This is a genomic window from Neobacillus sp. OS1-2, assembly GCF_030915505.1.
GTDB lineage: Bacteria > Bacillota > Bacilli > Bacillales > Cytobacillaceae > Neobacillus.
Genome location: NZ_CP133265.1, coordinates 3,049,007 through 3,067,616, shown reverse-complemented (window position 1 = coordinate 3,067,616; position 18,610 = coordinate 3,049,007). Strand labels below are relative to the sequence as shown.

At 40.1% G+C, this 18,610-nt stretch carries 18 protein-coding genes; 6 read left to right on the top strand and 12 right to left on the bottom strand.

All coding sequences use genetic code 11. The features are described 5' to 3' along the window. Positions 1–5: 5 nt before the first annotated feature. The 5 genes from bcp to RCG19_RS15035 form a co-directional block, all read right to left on the bottom strand. Positions 6–473, bottom strand: a complete 468-nt coding sequence (bcp, locus tag RCG19_RS15055) for a thioredoxin-dependent thiol peroxidase (protein WP_308107807.1) — start codon at positions 471–473, stop codon at positions 6–8. Between the two features lie 82 nt (positions 474–555). Beyond that, on the bottom strand, positions 556–948 hold the full coding sequence (locus tag RCG19_RS15050) for an ion channel (protein ID WP_207343066.1): 393 nt from the start codon (positions 946–948) through the stop codon (positions 556–558). 69 nt (positions 949–1,017) lie between these two features. Beyond that, a complete protein-coding gene (locus RCG19_RS15045) occupies positions 1,018–1,803 on the bottom strand; it encodes an ABC transporter permease (protein WP_308107806.1) in 786 nt (261 codons plus the stop codon). A gap of 3 nt (positions 1,804–1,806) precedes the next feature. Beyond that, positions 1,807–2,598 carry an ABC transporter permease gene (locus tag RCG19_RS15040; protein WP_308107804.1) on the bottom strand — a complete coding sequence of 264 codons (792 nt, stop codon included), beginning with the start codon at positions 2,596–2,598 and terminating at the stop codon, positions 1,807–1,809. Next, positions 2,591–3,607 (bottom strand): ABC transporter ATP-binding protein, encoded by a 1,017-nt coding sequence (locus tag RCG19_RS15035; protein ID WP_166244847.1) that lies wholly within the window; start codon positions 3,605–3,607, stop codon positions 2,591–2,593. Before RCG19_RS15035 ends, RCG19_RS15040 begins: the two co-directional genes overlap by 8 nt. Before the next feature lie 164 nt (positions 3,608–3,771). Here RCG19_RS15035 and RCG19_RS15030 point away from each other — a divergent pair, with 164 nt between their 5' ends. The 3 genes from RCG19_RS15030 to RCG19_RS15020 all read left to right on the top strand — a co-directional run bounded on the left by RCG19_RS15030 (position 3,772) and on the right by RCG19_RS15020 (position 11,175). Beyond that, complete coding sequence (locus RCG19_RS15030; RefSeq protein WP_308107803.1) at positions 3,772–5,067, top strand: glutamate-1-semialdehyde 2,1-aminomutase; 1,296 nt, start codon at positions 3,772–3,774, stop codon at positions 5,065–5,067. A 320-nt stretch (positions 5,068–5,387) separates the two neighbouring features. Further along, positions 5,388–9,857, top strand: a complete 4,470-nt coding sequence (locus RCG19_RS15025; RefSeq protein WP_308107801.1) for a glutamate synthase-related protein — start codon at positions 5,388–5,390, stop codon at positions 9,855–9,857. A 241-nt stretch (positions 9,858–10,098) separates the two neighbouring features. Then, the gene (locus RCG19_RS15020) at positions 10,099–11,175 is read left to right on the top strand and encodes an FUSC family protein (protein WP_308107800.1); all 1,077 of its coding nucleotides are present in this window, start codon (positions 10,099–10,101) and stop codon (positions 11,173–11,175) included. Between the two features lie 23 nt (positions 11,176–11,198). Here the strand turns inward: RCG19_RS15020 and RCG19_RS15015 are convergent, their stop codons facing one another. From RCG19_RS15015 to fabL, 5 genes are all read right to left on the bottom strand, one after another. After that, positions 11,199–12,965, bottom strand: coding sequence for an ABC transporter ATP-binding protein (locus RCG19_RS15015; protein WP_308107799.1), 1,767 nt, complete (start codon positions 12,963–12,965; stop codon positions 11,199–11,201). 70 nt (positions 12,966–13,035) lie between these two features. Continuing rightward, positions 13,036–13,566 (bottom strand): nucleoside tri-diphosphate phosphatase, encoded by a 531-nt coding sequence (locus RCG19_RS15010; RefSeq protein ID WP_166244839.1) that lies wholly within the window; start codon positions 13,564–13,566, stop codon positions 13,036–13,038. A gap of 228 nt (positions 13,567–13,794) precedes the next feature. After that, positions 13,795–14,052, bottom strand: coding sequence for a YgaB family protein (locus tag RCG19_RS15005; protein WP_308107798.1), 258 nt, complete (start codon positions 14,050–14,052; stop codon positions 13,795–13,797). A 183-nt stretch (positions 14,053–14,235) separates the two neighbouring features. Next, the gene (locus tag RCG19_RS15000; protein WP_166244835.1) at positions 14,236–14,535 is read right to left on the bottom strand and encodes a gamma-type small acid-soluble spore protein; all 300 of its coding nucleotides are present in this window, start codon (positions 14,533–14,535) and stop codon (positions 14,236–14,238) included. Between the two features lie 75 nt (positions 14,536–14,610). Further along, positions 14,611–15,360 carry an enoyl-[acyl-carrier-protein] reductase FabL gene (fabL, locus tag RCG19_RS14995; protein ID WP_166244833.1) on the bottom strand — a complete coding sequence of 250 codons (750 nt, stop codon included), beginning with the start codon at positions 15,358–15,360 and terminating at the stop codon, positions 14,611–14,613. A gap of 118 nt (positions 15,361–15,478) precedes the next feature. On the opposite strand from fabL, the gene RCG19_RS14990 reads away from it, so the two are divergent. Then, positions 15,479–15,661 (top strand): hypothetical protein, encoded by a 183-nt coding sequence (locus RCG19_RS14990; RefSeq protein WP_308107797.1) that lies wholly within the window; start codon positions 15,479–15,481, stop codon positions 15,659–15,661. 36 nt (positions 15,662–15,697) lie between these two features. Here RCG19_RS14990 and mutY read toward each other — a convergent pair whose 3' ends face one another. Further along, positions 15,698–16,789: an A/G-specific adenine glycosylase gene (gene mutY / locus RCG19_RS14985; protein WP_308107796.1), complete on the bottom strand. Its 1,092-nt coding sequence runs from the start codon at positions 16,787–16,789 to the stop codon at positions 15,698–15,700. A 112-nt stretch (positions 16,790–16,901) separates the two neighbouring features. Here mutY and RCG19_RS14980 point away from each other — a divergent pair, with 112 nt between their 5' ends. Then, positions 16,902–17,882 (top strand): metal-dependent hydrolase, encoded by a 981-nt coding sequence (locus RCG19_RS14980; RefSeq protein WP_308107795.1) that lies wholly within the window; start codon positions 16,902–16,904, stop codon positions 17,880–17,882. Positions 17,883–18,025: 143 nt separating this feature from the next. Next, on the top strand, positions 18,026–18,196 hold the full coding sequence (locus RCG19_RS14975) for a small, acid-soluble spore protein K (protein ID WP_308107794.1): 171 nt from the start codon (positions 18,026–18,028) through the stop codon (positions 18,194–18,196). Positions 18,197–18,234: 38 nt separating this feature from the next. Here RCG19_RS14975 and RCG19_RS14970 read toward each other — a convergent pair whose 3' ends face one another. Then, positions 18,235–18,558: a YfhH family protein gene (locus RCG19_RS14970; RefSeq protein ID WP_166244866.1), complete on the bottom strand. Its 324-nt coding sequence runs from the start codon at positions 18,556–18,558 to the stop codon at positions 18,235–18,237. Positions 18,559–18,610 lie beyond the last annotated feature (52 nt).

The window sequence follows — 18,610 nt, the reverse complement described above, 5'->3', positions numbered from 1 at the left end:
TTTGATTACAAATTCTCACGTATATATGTTAACGCATCTTCCACATGTCCTTTTACTTGAACTTTACGCCATTCTTTGGCGATGTTCCCTTCCTGATCAATTAAAAAGGTAGTCCTTTCAATTCCCATATATTCTTTACCAAAGTTTTTCTTTAACTTCCACACATCATAGGCCTCAGCTACTTGGTGCTCAGTGTCAGCGAGTAATAAAAACGGAAGACCGTATTTCTCCACAAACTTTTGATGGCGCTCTACAGGGTCTGGGCTAACCCCTAAGATGACCGCATTCAATTCATTAAATTGTTGAATCTGATCACGAAAATCACACGCTTCTGTCGTACATCCAGGTGTCATGTCTTTCGGATAAAAATAAAGTACGACATGTTTGCCCTTAAGGTTTGATAATGTAATGGATTCACCTGTATGGGCCGCTAATGTAAAATCAGGGGCCTTTTTTCCAATTTCAATTGACATGTTCTCACTCCATTATGTAAATTTCTTCTAAATAAGCGTAACCAAACTCTCTTTCCAAAACAACTTTTCTGCACAAATAAAGCTATTTTTCCCGATTAAACATTACTTGGGCAACAAAAGCAGCAGGTAAGGTATAGCCAATTAGCGCTTCTGTGACCGCAATAAATCGACCAATCCCCAGTGGAATGACATCCCCATTCCCAACAGAAAACAGCATCATCGCACTAAAATAAAAGCTTGTTTCAAATATGTTTTTCCCGTGATTATGACTCGCTTCCTTTAGAACAGGCGTGCCAACTAAATGAAATAGGAGATAAAGAAGTCCGAATCCGATAATCACAGTTAAATAACAGGTTCCAAGATAAAAAAAGTTATCTACAGACACTAATTTGCCCTTGATCGTGTTGGGCACAAATAATGTACGGATGCTCATGAATATGCAGAAAATGACGATTGGCAGCAAGAAATAGATCAAGAAAGACCACCTCAAACTCTCGGGTTACTTCTATTCTATTTCTATGCAGGCTTGGTCAATAAAATAGCATTAATTTCCCGCCCCGCGATATTTCTTCACCCCCTGATTCCAAAGCAAAACAGAGAGGGTAAAAAAGACAACACCGATAAGAGGTGTTAAATAGGCGTACCAATACCATTCTTGTTTTTCAAGAAAAAAGGCTGCTGGATAGACCCCAACAAAAGCAAAGGGCAAGATCCAGGTTAAGACAAAGCGGATTAATTTATTATAGATATTGACCGGATAACGGCCATAATTGCTGATATTGTACATCATTGGCATAAGCGATGTTCTGGCATCAGCCCAAAAACTAATGCAGGCCAGCATAATGAAAATTCCCCCGTAAACAAGTGCCCCGCCCATAACGAAAATAATAAACAAAATCGGGTCGTACCAATCAATAGTAATACCAAGCCTGAAACCTGCGTAAAACATAATTGCAAGACCTGTTATCGAACCTAATAAAGACTCTAGCTCTAGCCGCTCCAGTATGATTTGAAACAGACTGTGGATGGGCCTCGTTAAAATCCGATCCAGTTCCCCCTTTACAATATACCGCTCGTTAAAATCCCATATATTAAAAAAGGCAGAAAAGACAGCATATGGGACAAGGAAGAAGCCATAAATAAAAATAATTTCATCCCTGCTCCATCCATGGAGCAAACTGGTATGACCAAAAACCACAAGAATAAAGACAAGGTTAATGGCTTGCGCAAGCAAATCAGAGAAAAACTCAACAAACAAATCCGCCCGATACTGCAGTCTTGTTTTTAAATATTGTGACATGTATTGAAAAAACATCGACATGTAAAACATGGCTTATCCCCCTTGAATAATCAGCTGTTTCTTCGCCAAATTCCACAGCAGATAAATTGGCACCATAAGAACAATTACCCAGATAAATTGCTGCCCAATCGCGGTGATAGACTGCGATTGGGAAAAGCCTTTGGTAAAAATCATACTAGGGGTATAGCTGATTCCTTGAAAAGGAAGGAATTTCATCATATCTTGTGCCCAGACCGGAAAGAAACTGATTGGAAGAAGAAGCCCGGAAAACAAATCAATCACAACCCGTTTAGCTCGGATTAGCCCAGAATTATTAAATAAGAAGAAAGTTGTAATCCCCGTTAACAAATTGAGCTCTGTATTAACCAAGAAACTCAATACGGTCGAGAGCCCAAACAATCCCCAAACACTAGGTTCCCAGGTAAATTGAATCGGGAAGACGATGTACACAATTATGAGACCGGGTGCAGAAAAAAAGAATAACCTAAAAATCCCTTCCCCTAATGCCTGCATCGTCTTCATTCCGAGATAATTGTAGGGTCTTATTAATTCAATCGCTACTTTACCTTCCATAATTTCTTGAGCCATTTCACGGTCAAGGTTATTAAAGTAAAAGGCTCTAGCCATCCAAGCTACTGCCACATAGGAGGTCATTTGAACGACTGATAGGCCCATAATTTGATCTTTTCCTCCATAAATAGCCTTCCAGAGAAAATAATAAGCACCGATATTAATGCTATAAATGAGAATCCCTGTATAATAGTTAGTCCGGTACGCCAACATCATAAGAAAACGAATCCTAATCATTTCTATATACTTATCCAACTTCAACAGCACCCTTTTCATAAATATTGCGAATGATTTCTTCTGTAGAAGTTTCGTTAATTTTGACGTCCTTAACCTTGAAGGCAGCAACTACCTTCCCAATTACTTGTGAAATTAGTTCATCGCTATCTTCCACAGCTGCAGTAAAAGTCTGTTTCTTTTCATCCAATTCCCACTCAACAGGTATTCCATAAGTTAGCTTTTGTATGGCAGTGAGATTGATATTTTCAAGAAATTGAAACTGAAGTTCTTTACGATCTCCCCATTTTTCCTTTAATTCCATTAATGCCCCGTCATAGATCACTTTCCCCTCATCAAGCATGACGACTCGCTCACACAATGCCTCAATATCTGAAAGATCGTGGGTCGTTAACAGAATCGTAGTGTTATATTTCTCATTAATTTCCTTTAAAAATTCACGGATTTTCAATTTCACCAGTACATCCAGTCCAATGGTCGGCTCATCTAAAAAAAGCAGCGGCGGGTTATGTATTAAAGCAGCGGCAAGTTCACAGCGCATTCTCTGACCAAGTGATAATTTGCGAACAGGCTTATCTAATAGCGGCTCGATGTCCAATGTTTTAATCACATGGTTCATATGGCTATCATACTGTTCATCCGTTACCTTATATACTTTTTTCAGGAGACGGAAGGATTCTTGAACAGCGATATCCCACCATAATTGCGATCGTTGACCAAATACAACACCGATTGTCTGTACAAATCTTTCACGCTCTTTATGAGGATTCATTCCATTTACAATCACTTCTCCAGATGTGGGAGTTAGGATTCCTGTCAGCATTTTAATCGTGGTTGACTTTCCGGCACCATTCTCACCGATATAGCCTACCATTTCACCTTTTCGGATTGAAAAATTAATATCATTCACCGCTGGAACCACTTTATAATTCCGCGTTAACAAGTCCCTAAATGCCCCTTTTAAGCCTGTTCGGCTAGAATAGGCTTTAAACTCCTTTCGAAGCTGTTTTACCTCGATTACATTTTCCATTTTTCGAACCCCCTAACGCTTTTCTCTAATGATTTAGTTTAGCTAAATCACAACGTCAACACAACTTTCTCGCATCCTTAGCAAATTATCTAAATGTTAAAACAGCTAAAGGTCAATGAAAAAAGTGCTAGAATGGGAAAGAGACCATTTTAGGAGGGTAAAAAATGCAATTTACTAATTCTGAACGAATACATACTGAAGCATTAGAACACATTGTCGGTGGGGTTAATAGCCCATCCCGATCCTTTAAAGCTGTAGGCGGTGGTGCACCTGTTGTAATGGAACGTGGCCAGGGCGCTTATTTCTGGGATGTAGACGGTAACCAATATATCGATTATCTTGCAGCCTATGGTCCAATTATTACCGGACATGCACATCCTCATATAACAGAGGCAATCAAGCGTGCTGCCGAAACAGGGGTTCTATATGGAACACCAACACCACATGAGGTGAAATTTGCAAAAATGATTAAGGAAGCTATTCCTTCATTAGATAAAGTTCGCTTTGTCAACTCAGGCACCGAAGCAGTAATGACCACAATCCGTGTTGCCCGTGCCTTCACAGGCCGTGATAAAATTATTAAGTTTGCTGGCTGTTATCATGGGCACTCTGATCTTGTCCTTGTTGCAGCAGGATCCGGGCCATCTACACTTGGAACACCTGATTCCGCTGGGGTTCCAAAAAGCATTGCCCAGGAAGTAATTACAGTACCATTTAATGATATTGAACCATTTAAAGAGGCATTGGAAAAATGGGGATCCGAAATCGCTGCGGTTCTAGTTGAACCGATTGTTGGAAACTTTGGGATTGTTGAACCAAAACCAGGGTTCTTACAGCAAGTCAATGATCTCACCCATGCTGCTGGTGCACTTGTCATTTATGATGAAGTAATCACCGCCTTCCGTTTTATGTATGGTGGAGCACAAGATTTATTAGGGATTCAGCCTGACTTAACGGCTCTTGGAAAAATAATTGGCGGCGGCTTACCGATAGGTGCCTACGGCGGACGAAAGGAAATCATGGATACTGTCGCCCCGCTTGGACCAGCCTATCAAGCAGGAACAATGGCTGGAAACCCTGCTTCCATGCTTTCCGGGATTGCATGCCTTGAAGTGTTAAAACAACAGGGAATTTATGATTACTTAGATCAATTAGGCGCGATGCTTGAAAAAGGGATCCTAGAGGCCGCTAAGGAATATGATATCAACATAACGATCAATCGATTAAAAGGTGCTTTCACTGTATATTTTACAAATGAAACAATCGTAAACTACGAGCAGGCTGAAAACACGGATGGTGAAATGTTTGCAAGGTTCTTTAAGCTGATGCTAAAGCAGGGAATTAATCTTGCCCCATCAAAATACGAAGCATGGTTCTTGACAATCGCACATACAAAAGAGGATGTAGAAGCCACATTACATGCAGTAAGAAATGCATTTTCTTCACTAAAATCCGAATAAATATGCATTTTTTATGCAACAAAAGGAAGTGGAAATCACTTCCTTTTATTTTTTTATTTTCTTGAAAACGTTTACAATAATACCTTACAGCATTTATTACTCCATATTTCCGCCTCATTTACCATCCAAAGTAATGTATATTTATTTGATTTCTGAAAATTCTTATGATAATATTAGCTTATTATTTTTTTCTTTTTATCCTTATCCTTATTACCTCATTAAAGCATCAACTATTTTCACCCAAAAACAGGATGATCACAATTTAAAAGATTCATAGGAGGTGAACGGCTTTAGCGGCTAAACCGATGAAGCCAAACAATATGACAAAAAAATGGTCCCCTTCCCAATTTAAAGATTTTCACAAACAGGAACATGATGCATGTGGAATAGTCGCCTGTCTTGAAAAGAGCAAAATTCCGACAAGAAAGAATATATTTGCTTGTATCGATGCTCTTGTGACGATGAATCATCGTGCCGGCTTTATTAACGGAGAGGGCGATGGTGTCGGAATCCATATGGATATCCCAACCGAGCTTTGGAAAGAAAAGCTTCTAAAGAACGATCTTGACCCGAACCTTGTTGATAGGGAAGAATTCGCTGTTGGTCACGTGTTTATCAGTCAAAATGTTGACTGGGAATCAACGAAACAAGAACTTGTAAAAAAACTTTCCAACCATGAATTAGAAATAGTTTTTGAAACAACTAATGTCACTGACTCCTCTGCCCTAGGTCCGATCGCTATTCAGGAAAATCCTGTGTTTTGGCAATTTGCTTGTTTGTCAACAACAAAGGGCCATGAATTAACAAAGATTCTTTTCGAAACCTTAATTGATTTTGAGTTAAATGAACACGTCCATGTGGCATCACTTAGTCATCATCAAGTGGTCTACAAAGTAATGGGTGCCGGGGATATTCTCCCTCGTTACTACCATGACTTAGCAAATCCACTTGTAGCATCAACCATGACATTGGGTCATAATCGTTATTCTACTAACACTCTTTCAAGCTTTTTCCGGGTACAGCCCTTTAGCGTCCTTGGTCATAATGGAGAAATTAACACCATTTCAAAACTCCGCGATGAAGCACGAATGATCAATGTACCACTAGTCAAAGACGGTAGTGATTCCCAAGATTTAAGTCGAACCATGGAAACACTAATTTGCCGTGATGGGTATACTTTGTTTGAAGCAATGGATCTCTTGTTTCCGCCAATTATTAATGAAATCAAGGCCTATCCTAAACACTTGCAAGATTTATATACGTACCTTCGCGAAGCATGGGGACATTTTGCCCAAGGGCCAGCTGGAATTATTTCCCGTTACGGGGAAGAAGCCGTATTTAGTGTCGATGCACTTGGCTTACGTCCACTTTGGATGCTAGAAACAGAAAGCTCCTACCTCTTTTCTTCTGAACCAGGAATTATTCCTTCGACAGAGTATGTTAACGATCCGAAACCATTGGCACCGGGTGAAAAGGTTGGATTTAAGTGGAACGGAGAAAAATTAGCAGTTTACGAGCAAAACAGTTTCCAAGAAGAAGTGTACCAGCGCTTTTCTTTGCGCTTAAATATCGAGGAATCAAGAGGACGCTTGCAGCCGCCTGCTTTAGCTAAAACGGTTACGATGAATTACCCTGACAAAATCCATAATGGACAATATAAGGCCTTTGGCTGGGAGAGGGATCATATCCAGTTAATTGAACAAATGGCCGAAAAAGGGGTTGAACCCATTCGTTCATTAGGACATGACGCACCACTTGCGGCCTTGAACCCTGAACGCGTGAATATCGCTGATTATATCAAAGAAAGTGTTGCCGTTGTCACCAATCCTGCCATTGACCGTGACCGGGAAACAGAGCATTTCTCCACCCGTGTTATTATCGGCAAACGTCCAACTTTATTTTTTAAAGAAGAAACGGAAACAGTTGTTGAGCTAACCACACCACTTCTAGTGGAAGGAAAAATAGGTTTTGCCTGTTCGGAAGTCAGTGGTCAGCCAAGCTATGATCAAGTTGTTCAGCATTTTCACCAGCAAAAATTATCTGCCTATATTTCTACCACATTCAAAAAGGATGAAAATGTAGACGATGCATTAAAAAGGCTCGCTAATGAAGCAGTTCAGTCTGTTCAGGCTGGGAAAACGTTACTTATTTTGGATGATGCAAAGTCCCATCAAGAGGATTTATATTGGATGGACCCACATCTTGTTATTTCTGCAATCGATCATGCGTTAGTAAAGGCTGAAGTAAGAAGAGATTGCTCCATTTTGTTACGTTCTGCAGCGATTCGCTCGCTTCATGACATTATTACTGCCTTTGGTCTCGGTGCAGATCTAATTAGCCCATACTACATGTTCTTAACCGTACTTGATGAATCGGAAAAACCGTTATTAAATCTTTATAACGCTCTAACCAAGGGACTGGAAAAGGTAATCTCGACAATTGGCATTCATGAGCTCCGCGGTTATGGCAGACTGTTCTCTAGCATTGGTTTACATGAAGAAATCGCAAAGGTTTTAAACATTGTAAACTTCTTTGGTTCACAAGAACTCAAAACTGACTTTGAAGCGATGAAGCTTGATGCATTGAAAAGAGCGGAAGATTACCAGAATGAGAAAGAAAGGGTCGGAAAAACCTTTCACCTCTTCCCAAGGATTTGGAAAGCAATCGGCGAGGTGGCTGCAACAGGTGACTACAGTGCATATCGTGATAAAATTTCTGAACAAGAAACGGAAAACCCAACAACGATTCGCCATTTAGTTCAGCTAAAGAAGAGCAATAAATCAATTGCACCAAGTGAAGTCAATCTAAGTGTCGGTGATCATGATTTACCGTTTCTGATTTCTTCCATGTCATTTGGTTCGCAGAATGAGACAGCCTTTAGAGCCTATGCTGAGGGGGCAGACCGCTTAAATATGGTCAGTCTGAATGGTGAAGGCGGCGAAATCAAGGATATGCTTGGCAAATATCCGAAAACACGCGGACAGCAGATCGCATCCGGCAGGTTTGGGGTAAACGCTGAGCTGTTAAATTCTTCTAATCTATTAGAAATAAAGATTGGTCAAGGGGCGAAACCGGGAGAAGGCGGTCATTTGCCAGGTTCTAAGGTTACCGCAAAGGTTGCTGAAGCACGGAATGCTACACTTGGCTCTGATTTAATTTCACCATCAAACAACCATGATATTTATTCTATTGAGGATCTGGCACAAATGATTCTTGAGTTGAAAACAGCAAACGACCAGGCAAAAATTGCTGTTAAAGTACCAGTTGTGCCGAATATTGGAACCATTGCTGTTGGGATTGCAAAAGCCGGTGCCGACATTATTACCCTCAGTGGTTTTGACGGCGGAACAGGTGCGGCGAGAATTCATGCCTTGCAATACGTCGGATTGCCGGTAGAGATTGGTGTAAAAGCAGCGCATAACGCCCTTTTAGAGAGCGGTCTCCGCCATAAGGTAGAGATTTGGGCTGACGGCGGTATGAAGAGTGCCATGGACGTCATCAAAATTATGCTTCTTGGTGCCAATCGTGTGGGCTTTGGAACATTATCGATGCTCGCTATTGGGTGTACCACCTGTCGCGGCTGTCATTTAGATACTTGCCATGTTGGGATTGCCACCCAAATTGAATCAGAAGCACAAGCCAAAGAGCATGGACTAAGACGCTTTATTCCGCGCCAATTAGAATTAGCCGTTCAAGGAATCATGAATCTTTTTACTGCTTTTGGAACAGAATTAAAAGCTCTTGCTGCTTCATTAGGAATCAAAAACTTACAGGAAGCTGTCGGTCATTCCGAATTATTGGAGCAAGCAAAAGGAAAGCAGCAGCTAAGCCTGTCTTATCTTCTAAAGCCACTTGAAATTAGCCAATTCGCAAAAGTGGAAGCATCGAAATCAATTGAAGAAGTTCAAATGCAGGTAGCTGCAGGCGCAGAATACCTTGATGCAAGTGTAGAACAACTCCTTTCTTCTCGTGAATTCGTAAGTGTTACGTCCGAACAGCGCGTGTTAGGAAGCCGTGTTTCCTGCCACCGTGTCCGTGGAAGATTAGATGGGTCCTACAAACAACTGCCGTCTGTACAGCTTAAGTATAAGGAGGGCTCTATTCCCGGTAACGGCTTAGGCGCCTATAATAGTGAAGGAATTGAAATCACTGTTAACGGCGGCGGTCAAGACGGTGTTGGAAAAACCTCTTTTGGCGGAAATATTCATGTCCTTAAGTCTAAAGGGAAAAATGGCCTTATGCTAAATGGTTCTGTTGGAAAAGGTTTTGGATACGGCGCACAGAAGGGGCTGCTTGTTGCCCAAGGTAATGCTGATGCCCGTGCCGGAATCCGCCTCTCCGGAGCAGATTTAATTATCGGCGGCGGGATGAAACAACCGCTACCTGAAAAGGAAGCCGGAAACATTGCAGCTAATGCCAATATTAAAGGCTTTGCCTTTGAATATATGACAAACGGTCGCGGGTTAGTTTTAGGCGACCCAGGTCCTTGGATCTGTGCCGGTATGACCGGCGGTGTCGTTTATGTCCGCCAGCTCCCTGCTATGGGCTTGACAAAGGACGCCTTAAAAAGACGAATTGCCAAGGGTGCGAAAGTATCTGTTGTTGACTTAAATGAAAAAGGCAAACAGGATATTAACGAACTTCTTGGAAAATATACCGATATACTTGAGCAAAATGGTCAACTTGAGGAAGCAGGTCAGCTTCGCGGTCTTTTAACAGACCCGGAAAATCACTTTATCCAAATCCTGCCAGTCAAAGAACAAGCTGATCCGTCCGTTTCCACAGAATGATATAAGAAATACGGATGATCCCTGGGGCTGGATGATTTTCAACTTCTATGTTTACGATTTAATCTAAAAAACGTCCGCTGTTTAGCGGACGTTTTTTGAGGTACATAAACCTATAACATTACGAATATAAATTCATATACTTTCTCTTGATAAAATGGTTTAATCCATGTATAGTACATATTTGTTCTTCAGTGAGCAATATAAAAGAAAACGACTATTTTTTGAAAGGAATTCAATTGGAATGAAGTTAGGTGCCCGCATTTTAAAAACGGGAATAGCTATTGTTTTATCCCTTTACTTAGGTCTATTGCTGCACTCACCCTCCCCTGTATTCGCTGGGATCGCAGCCATTTTTGCCATTCAGCCAACCATCTATCGGTCCTATTTAACGATTATTGAGCAAGTTCAAGGAAATCTCATTGGGGCAATACTTGCAGTCATCTTCGTCCTTCTATTAGGAAATCATATTATTGTCATTGGTTTGGCGGCTATCGTTGTCATTATTATTAATCTTAAATTAAAGCTAGAGAATACCATTGGACTTACGCTCGTCACACTCATTTCGATTATGGAAACACAAAGCGGCAATTTTATTCAGTTTGCTGGAATCCGTTTCTCAACTATTATGATTGGAGTATTTTCAGCATTTATTGTTAATCTCGTGTTTATGCCGCCAAAATATGAAAATAAGCTTTATTCTAAAATCGTTGATGCAACCGAGGAAATTATTAAATGGATTCGACTAAGTACACGACATGATTATGACCATCAGCAGCTAAAAACAGATATAAAGAAATTTAAAGAAAGTATCAATATGATGGATTTGTTTTATAAAATGTTGAAGGAAGAACGCTATTATTTGAAAAAAAATCTTCCGGAAAAATCGCGTAAGCTTGTGATTTATCGACAATTAAATGTAACCGCAAAAAAAGCTCTCGATACGTTAAAAAGATTACATCGTTATGAAAATGAACTGTTACAGCTTCCTGAAGACTTTAAGCAATCGATTCAAGAACAAGTCGACAGCCTCATCTATCATCATGAACAAGTCTTACTGAGATTCATAGGAAAGATTCCCACTCCTGCTCCAAATCCTGAAGAGAATCTTTACCTAAATAAGCAGGAACTTTTCGACTACTTTTTAGCCCATCAAAAGGAAACTGCCGAACAAAATAGCCCACATCACTACCATACCATGCAAATTGTCGCTTCTATTATTGATTACGGTGAACAGGTAGAACATCTCGATACTCTAATCACCAGCTTCCATTCCTTTCATCACAACGAAATATCAATAGAAGTAGAAAATGCCGATTAAAAAAGAACCCGTTGCGGATCACATTACTCCGCAACGGGTTCTTTCTGTTCTAACTGCTGCACCTGAAATAAATTATAATAATTTCCACGCTTATTCATTAGTTCCTCATGTGTCCCAATTTCTACGATTTGACCGTGTTCAATTAGAACAATCCGATTGGCATGTGTAATCGTTGATAACCTGTGTGCGACAATGAAGGTGGTTCGATCCTTAGCCAGCTCTTCTAGTGATTCCTGGATCGAATGCTCGCTTTCTAAATCCAGTGCTGATGTTGCCTCATCAAGAATTAAGATGGGAGGATTTTTTAAAAATACCCTAGCAATTGCAACCCGTTGCTTCTGACCTCCGGAAAGCTTCACACCTCTTTCCCCCACCTTGGTGTTGTATCCATCTGAAAGATTTAGAATAAATTCATGGGCATTTGCTGCTTTAGCTGCTTGAACGACCTCTTCTTCAGTGGACCCCGGTTTTCCCAATAAAATATTGTCGATAACGGATTCGCTGAAAAGAATATTATCTTGAAAAACCACGCCAATTTTATCACGGAGCGTTTGAACCTTAAATTGACGAAGATCCACCCCATCTAAGGTAATTCTTCCTTTGGTGACATCATAAAATCGGGGAATCAAACTGACAAGCGTCGATTTTCCGCCGCCGCTCATTCCAACCAGCGCAATCGTTTCTCCCCTTTTTACATCTAAATGAATCTCTTTTAGGACCATTTCATCTTCTTTATCATACGAGAAAGAAACATGTTCAAAGGAGATATCCCCTTTTACATTGCTGCACACCCTCGCATTTGGCTCATCAACAATATCATATTTCTCATCTAAAAATTCAAATACACGGTCCATGGAAGCGAACGATTGCGTAATGGTGGTAGAAGAATTCACTAACCTTCTTAACGGATTATAAAGTTTATCAATATACGCAAAAAACGCAACCATTGTTCCTAATGACAATTGCTGCTGAATGACAAGATAGGCAGAGTATCCGATAACAATTAAAGGGGCAATATCTGTAATCGTATTGACTACTGCAAATGACTTAGCGTTCCAGCTTGTGTGCTGTAAAGCTTTTTCTAAAAAGTTTTTATTCTGCTTATCAAACTGTGTCTGCTCGTACTCTTCAATCGCAAAGCTCTTGATGACCGGCATTCCCTGCACTCGTTCATGCAAATAGCTTTGCACCTCCGCCAGTGCCTGCGATCTCTTCCTTGTTAAATGACGAAGATTACCAAAAAAGTATCGAACAGAAAAGGCGTATAGCGGGAAGAGCAGGATCGATACGACTGTTAATTTCACATTCATATAAAACATAAGAATAATAGCAAGGATAATAGTGGCAATATCAAGCCAAAGATTCATTAATCCTGATATTACAAAGGTCTTTGTCTGTTCCACATCATTAATGACACGTGAAATAATTTCCCCTGCTCTGGTATTGGAATAATACTTGAAGCTTAACTTTTGGATATGGGTGTACATCTGATCGCGAATATCATATAAAATTTTACTAGCCGTCCACTGGGCATAATATTGGCGATAATACTCAATCGGCGGTCTTAGGATGACAAAAACGACAATCATGACTACCATAATGAGCATAAGTTTATTAATTTTCCCATCATGGGATAGGGTTTTATTCCCAACAATATCATCAACCACATACTTAATTAACATCGGGATGATCAACGGGATGGAAAACTTTATTACCCCTATAATGACTGTCCCGATAATCTGCAGTCGATATGGTTTCACAAATTGAAGATATCTGCGAATACTATTCAAAGTAATAGATGCCCCTTCCTTCAGAACATACGAACACCTGTTGATATAACAATCAACAGGTGTTATGTTTCTAACGTCTGTACGTTAGATATCGTTCATACCAAATATCAATAAAATCTGGTGCAAACGGGCCATTCCGCTGCCGAATCCATTGAATTAATTTTTCCACATTTCTTTTTAAAATTTGATCAATCGCATCTGGATAATTCATTTCACGGCGATGGCGTTCATATTCATCCTCGTCTAGTAAATTAAAGGTCATATCAGGATACACCTTGATATCAAGGTCATAATCAATATACTTTAGTGCCTCACCATCAAAAATGAATGGTGAACTGATATTACAGTAATAATAAATGCCGTCTTCACGAATCATTCCTATGACATTGAACCAGTACTGTGAGTGGAAGTAGCAAATTGCCGGTTCCCTTGTAATCCATGTTCTGCCATCTGATTCTGTAACAAGAGTTCGGTCATTTCCACCAATCACCAAATTCTGTGACCCTTTTAAAACGGTTGTTTCCTCCCAGACGCGATGGATGTGCCCATTATGCTTATAGCTATGTATTTGCATTGGTTCACCTTCGATGGGTACGCCCATGTTCTCCCCTACCTTCATTCCTGAACGCTTTGCAACCTATTCCTAAACCTTTACTAATTAATGATAAGAGGTAACAAAGTAAAATTCCTATTTTTTATTATTATAACGGTTAAGGACAGAATTTAAAACAAAAGAGCCACAATTCAAGTGGCTCTTTGTAAAAATTTGCGAATTTATTGTGGAAATGGGGCAGAACACGGCTAAAGTGCCTGATTTTCTTTCTAAAAATTAGATAGACGTGGTTAAGTTTGTTTCTCGATAGGAATTAATAACCTCTTCTGTTTGCTTCTCAAAAATGTGTTGAATCTCTTTCAGCTCTTTTTTCATCAAGAGAATATCCTTTTGAATACTATCGAGGTCTGTGGCATTCTCTAAGGTTTGAAGCTCTTCTTCAATTTGTTGGCAACGCTCGAGTTCTGTTTGAAGGTATAGTAATTTTTCCATTGTCGCCATTTGTTCGGAAACCAATCGGTTAAACTGATCCATTTCCCTCACCGCCTTATTTTTTTAAGCTATACTATGTATTCTTTTCCAACTGCTGATTTCCTTTGACTACTTATGTAAAAAGGGAGGAAGTTTTGTCGAAAATCGAAAAGCGGAAGCGCCCTGCATTACAGGAAGAAGGCACTCTTTAACGAAAAAGAGCGCCTCCCTAGTGATTAAGTATATTTATTCTTGTCCAAATTGACCTGCGTTTTGGTTTTTACGAGCTTCAGCAGCTTGGTTTTGCTTTCTTACTTCTTGTGCATTTGTTTCACTGCCAAATTCAGTTCCGAACTGACCTTGTGAACCGCCTTGTGCAGATTGAGCATTTTGCTTTCTTACTTCTGCAGCATTTGTTTCACTTGCGAATTCAGTACCAAATTGACCTGCAGAGCCTGCACCAGCAGATCCCGCATTTTGTTGTCTTACTTCCTGGATATTTGTTCCAGCTGAAGTTTTGTTTGGCTGTTGATTGAATTTTGCCATGGTTATCACCTCCACGAATATAATGTATCCATGCATCGTGGAGATTATCCATTAAAATTACTATTTAGAAATAACTTATACGAGTAATGAAATTCCGCCATCAACAATAATGGTCTGCCCTCTAATCATACTTGATTCATCGGATAAAAGGAACATGATGCTATTCACCATATCATCAATTTCTACCATTCTTCCTGCTGGGGTTTTTTCTTTCGCTTCTTGAAGAAGTTCTTCTCGATTAGGGAAATGCTTCAATGCTTCTGTATCCACTGCGCCGCCGGAAACAGCATTAACAATAATATTTTTCGATGCCAATTCAACCGCTAAATATCTTGTTAATGCCTCAAGGGCTGCTTTTGATACACCAACTACTGTGTAATTTTCTAAATAGCGAATGGATCCAAGCGAACTGATGCTGACAATTTTCCCGCCGCCATTTCTTTCCATCAATTTTGCCGCTTCTTGAGCACAGAATAACAAGGCTTTACTATTAATATTTAAAGTCCAGTCCCAGTGTGACTCTTCCAGTTCCATGATAGGTCGCTGCACACCTGATGCGGCATTATTGACAAATATATCTAAACGACCGTATTCCTGGTCGATTTGAGCAAACATATCTCTAATTTTAGCCACATCTCCCACATTGGCTTTAACAATTAATACCTTTCGACCCAGTGCTTCAATTTGTTCAGCCACTTCTAGAGCAGATTTTTTACTTCTCGCATAATTAATCACGATATCATATCCGGCTTCTGCTAACCTAAGTGCGGTTGCCTTGCCAATTCCTCTGCTGCTGCCTGTTATTAATGCTACTTTTTGTGTCATTTTCTCTATTCCCTTCTTCATGTACAGTTTTGTTACTATTTTATCTTTTCTAGGTATAGAAGACAATTTATAAAAGACACTAAGGGCAAATTAATCATTTGGGAGGAAGATGTAGGCTATGTATGATGGACGAGATATGACTGAGCTTTCGATGATGGGGAAATCTGATTGGGAGGATTCGGAGCTTGCCTTTTTTCATCATTCCTTGCAGCAAATTGCCCCCTATTTAAACAGTGAAGGGCAGACCATTCATCGAGAAATCATTGAAGAAATTGAAAGCCGCGGCGGGATTAAAATGTGAATGAAGAGAGACCGCGCGTTAGGACGGTCTCTTCTCTTACAAACTTTGATACAGTTTAAACATTTTTTGATATGGAACCGGGAAGGCATATTCTTTCATTTCTTCAAAGGAAGCCAGCTTCCATTCGTCGGTTTCCGTAAATTCAGAAGTAATGGTCCCAGTGTATACTTTCAAATTCCAAACTAAATGGGAAAATACATGGTCAATTTGACCAATGATTTGCTCAAGCTTGATATCCAAATCAAGGGTTTCGTTAAAACGGGTAACTATATGCTCCCGATCGTTTAGCATGGGATGATGGAGCTCGATTGTTGGGAATTCCCATAAATTCGCAAGCAGCCCATTTTTAGGGCGCTTATGAATTAAAAATTTACCGGATGTATCCGTAATGATTGCTGAGGCCAGTTGGACATCACGCGTCTTCGTTTTTTTCGTTTTTACCGGCAGCTCATTTTGGACCCCTGCAAAGAAGGCCTGGCAATGTTCGCGGACCGGACATAATAAACAGGAAGGAGATGTCGGAGTACAAACCAACGCCCCTAATTCCATTAACGCCTGATTAAATGCGGATGGGTCCTCATGGGAAATTAATCCCCGCACGACTTGTTCAAAGATCTTTCGGGATGAGGGTTTAGCAATGTCATCCCAAATGGAGAGAATTCGTGATAAGACCCTCATCACATTTCCATCAACTGCAGGCTCTGGGATTCCGTAGGCAATACTTAGAATCGCACCTGCTGTATAGGGCCCTACCCCTTTAAGTTCTGCGATTTCCTTTGGTGTATTTGGCACCTCTCCGTTATATTTTTCTTTTACTTCCTTAACCGCAGATTGCAGGTTTCGCACTCTTGAATAATATCCGAGCCCTTCCCAAGCTTTAAGCACTTTATCTTCGTCCGCTTCAGCCAAATCATCAATTGTAGGAAACCATTCAATAAAACGATTAAAATACGGGATGACGGTGTCGACTCTTGTTTGCTGCAACATAATTTCTGAAACCCATACCTTATATGGATCTTGGTCTATGCGCCAAGGCAAGTCACGCTGTTCATTTTTAAACCAGGCTATTAAATCATTTTGAAAAGCATTTATATTGATATTTTTGAAAATTTCGTGTCCAATTAACATATAATTAGTGCCTCCAAATTGTTAAAAAGGGTATAATAATAAGACATTTTCGTTTTACGATAAGCTAATTTATTTCTTTTGACAAGAAATTTATTAAAGGAGGATTTTCCTTTTGGATACTGGAACACATGTTGTAATGGGGATTGCCCTGGGTGGGCTTGCAACCTTGGATCCATCCGTCGCCGCCAGCCACGCTACTGCAACCAGTGTGTTAATTGCCACGATTGCAGGTTCACAAATACCAGATATCGATACAGTGTTAAAACTAAGAAATAATGCCATTTACATTCGGAATCATCGTGGAGTGACACATTCCATACCTGCAGTGTTATTATGGCCGCTCCTCATTGTAGCTGTCATTTACCCTTTCTTTACATCAGCCAATTTATTGCATTTATGGGCATGGACGTTCGCAGCTGTGTTCATCCATGTATTTGTTGATATTTTTAATGCCTATGGCACGCAAGCGCTGAGACCTTTTTCTACAAAATGGGTAGCGCTCGGCGTCATAAACACCTTTGATCCGATTATTTTCGGCATTCATGTTATAGGGATATTTATTTGGATTTTAGGGGCAAATCCGGGCATTACCTTTTTATTAATGTATGCCGTCATCTTTACCTACTATATCAGGCGGTATCAAGCAAAGAAACGAGTTTTGGTTGGGGTAAGAGCCATTATCCCTGACGCCACAGAAATCATTATTGCACCAACCATGAGATATCATCAATGGCGAATTGCGGCCATGAATAACCAGCAATTTTTTGTCGGGAAAGCTGTTAAGGATCAAGTGGACATTCTTGACCGCTTTAACCGTATACCTGTCCCTCATACACCTGTTATCGAAGCAGCCAAAAAGGATAAGAATCTTTCAGCGTTTTTATCATTTTCCCCTGTATATCGCTGGGAAGTTGATGAGTACAATGATTTTTACGAAGTTCGTTTTATTGATTTACGCTACCGGAGTAATGGCCACTACCCCTTTGTGGCGGTTGTTCAATTAGACAGGGACTTAAATCGAATCAGTTCATATACGGGCTGGGTATTTAGTGAAAAGAAATTACGGAAGAAGTTGAGTATAATACCAAGCTAAAAAGCTTTGACTATGGTCATCGTTTTTTCCATTTTCTTTTAAAATAAGCTTCCTTCAAAGCGTGAATACTAACAGTACGTGGTAAGCACCCGCGGATGCTTTGCTTTTCACGTGTTTCTCATTCCCTAAATGGAGGTACCAGCATGAGAAATAAAGAAACAGGATTCCCTAATCAAAATAATAATAAGCTTGAGGGAGAGCCACGAGCAAAAGCAGAATATGCTTCAAAGAGAGCAAATGGTACGATTAATACCCATCCACAGAAGCGAATGCGCGCTTCTGGGGAGAGAGATGACGAATCACCGCAATATTAAAAATGAAAAGCCAGAGATTGAGTTCTCTGGCTTTTCATTTATTTTAACCACTTTAGTAAAGAAATCGGTAGTGCTTCTTCTTTTCCATCACCTTTAAGCCTGTAGCCCCATGCAAAAACGCCATTCATATAATCAATTTTAAAATATTGGCCAGGATCCCCTTCAATTTCATAAATCTCACCGGGTTTAAAAGAATCAGGATTCATTAAATACGCCCTGGCCATTTGCACTTTTCTTTCAAGAACAGCAAACTCATTGACCATTCCCAATTGCTCTGCTTTTCTAGCCTTTTCTTGTATGCTTGCAATTTCTTGCCTTAATTCATGTTCTGACATTGCACTGTAGCGTTTCTCCTGTTGCATCACTTTCACTCCCATTTATCCTTTTATTTTAGTATAGTAATATTTGTACAAT